This window comes from Nitrospira sp. BLG_2 (assembly GCF_049222245.1).
Genome location: NZ_JBLYIG010000740.1, coordinates 1 through 2,452 on the forward strand (window position 1 = coordinate 1; position 2,452 = coordinate 2,452).

The following is a 2,452-nucleotide window of genomic DNA, read 5'->3' on the forward strand; positions in this document are numbered from 1 at the left end:
CAACCATATTGAAGCCTTTTTTGGATCAGAACACCCCGATAGGGGTATTCCCCTTCGATATTTATCGGTCATCTACCATTTACAAGGGGAGTATCAGCATGCACATCACCTGCTTGAGGAGGCTTTGAAATTACAAAGCCACACCCTTCAGCATGGACATCCTTCCCAGGCAGGGATATTAGCCGAGTTGGCCATTTCCTCCATGGCCCTTGGCAATTTTCCAAAGGCTCTGGAGTATCTTCAACGGAGCATATCGGCAGAAAATGTGCTCATCAGGAACGTCCTGAACGCGACAATTTCTGAGGAGCAAAAACTGTCTTTCTTTCGCACTGTCTCAAAGAATGTAGATATTGCACTTTGTCTGATTGTTGAAAAGTTTTCGCATGATACGAGTGTAGTGCAGAGTGCATGGGAATGGGTCCTTCTCCGAAAAGGCATGGTTTTCGATGCCGTTGTCCAGAGAAGACAAGCTCTGTATCGTCAGCTCTCTCCTAAAGCTCAAAAGCTGGTTAAAAATTTGAGCAGATTATTGGGTAATCTGTGCCATCTATATCTTCATCAAGGCAGAAGATTTGAGCAAGATGGTCAAGCGACTAGCCTTAGGCTGAATGTTCTTGAGAGCGAAATCGAACGAGTCGAAGCTGGGCTTTTTGAAGAAAGTGAGATGGCTGCATTTGAATTGGGTTATCACGGGCTAACCTTTGATCACGTAATGCAGAGGCTTATGCCTGACACAGTTCTAGTCGACTTCATCAAGATAAAAGGGTTCGATTTTGAAAGTCAGGTCTTCGGTTCTGATCGCTATGTAGCCATTGTGATCGCGCCGCATTACTCTGTTCAAATCGTTGAAATTGGACTGGCTCGCGATATAGAGCCTCTCGTAAGAACGGCTTTAAACGGCATTCAAGAAGAAATACAGATTCTCCATCTCGGCAAGGCAAATCATCACGTAAGAAACGTTCTAAAAGATCTCTATGTTCGACTATGGGAGTCTCTTGAGAATTGTGTAGGCAAGGCCAAGAAAATTTTCATTAGTCCGGATGGGTTACTAAATTTGATCCCATTTGCAGCATTGATTTCTCCAAATGATGAATTTCTGATGCAACGACATGCCATCGCCTATTTGACTTCGAGCAAAGATCTTATTCGACCGAATCCTGTGGTGAGTCCTCCAGAACATGAATTGTTTCTTGTCGCCAATCCAGACTTTGGTAAGGGAGACAAATATCCACCGTTGGCAGGAACGATGGTCGAAGCAGAACGCATCCCGGCAATCCTTCCAGGGGGTTCTACAAAGAAAATTGTCCTCTATGCGAAAGATGCGACTAAAGCTGCCCTGAAACGGGCTAGGCCTTCAAAGATTGTTCACCTTGCTACACATGGGTTTTTTCTTCCGAAATCCTTTTCATCTCTTGCACAACGAAGTGCACATGGGCTTCTTAGGTCTGGCTTGGCCTTCGCTGGCGCTAATCGTTGGTATGGAAAGGAGGGAACTCGAGGGGATAATGGTCATTTAACCGCTCTGGAAGTGACTGGCATGGATCTTTATTCGACTAGACTAGTAGTTCTTTCTGCATGTCTCACAGGTGCGGGACATATTCATGATGGAGAGGGCGTCTTTGGATTACGCAGGGCCTTTGCTTTAGCTGGGGCCAGGAGTCTGATGATGAGTCTGTGGAATATTACTGATGAAGATACCCCTCACCAATTAATCAGGAACCCCGAGGTGAAGAAGAGCATGGCAGAAGCCGATAGTGCATACAGCCATGCCAGCTTCCGGGAAATCGATCCGTGCGTGGAGCCGGTATTCGACTGAAAGAGATTATCGGTTCTCAAGCACGTACCCCACACCACGAATGGTATGGATCAATTTCTGCTCGAAAGGATCATCGACCTTGCTGCGCAACCGGCGTATCGCCACGTCAATGACGTTGGTATCACTGTCGAAATTGATGTCCCAGACCATCTCGGCAATCAGTGTGCGGGATAATACCTCTCCCGTGCGCCGCATTAGCAGCGATAGAAGTGCAAATTCCTTGGGGGTAAGGTCGAGGCGGCTCCCATTGCGTGTGACTTTTTGGCGTCCAAGTACTATTTCCAGATCGGCAATTTTCAGGATTTCACTATACAGGACCGGCGTGCGCCTCAGTAGCAGACGAACTCTTGCCAGCAGTTCGGAAAAAGCAAATGGTTTTATCAGGTAATCGTCGGCACCGAGCTCCAGTCCTTTTACCCGGTCGCTCACAGTATCCCGGGCAGTCAGGAAAAGTACGGGTGTCCGCTTGTCTTCCTTGCAGCGCAGCACCGAAAGTATAGACCAGCCATCCCGCTCCGGCAGCATTACGTCCAGGATAATGAGGTCATAGTCTATGTCAAGCGCAAGAAGCAGACCTTCATCACCATCCTCGGAAGTGTCGACAACATACCCAGCTTCAGACAATCCCTTCTTAAG

Annotated in this window: 2 protein-coding genes; one reads left to right on the forward strand and one right to left on the reverse strand. The window is 47.5% G+C overall.

Annotation, left to right across the window (positions count from 1 at the left end):
* Window positions 1-1,816, forward strand: a 1,816-nt coding sequence (locus ACOSYY_RS19720; RefSeq protein WP_421664665.1) for a CHAT domain-containing protein, incomplete at its 5' end; no start/stop codon positions are given.
* Window positions 1,817-1,822: 6 nt separating this feature from the next.
* Here the strand turns inward: ACOSYY_RS19720 and ACOSYY_RS19725 are convergent.
* Window positions 1,823-2,452: heavy metal response regulator transcription factor (locus tag ACOSYY_RS19725; RefSeq protein ID WP_421664666.1), on the reverse strand; the 630-nt coding region annotated here is incomplete at its 5' end.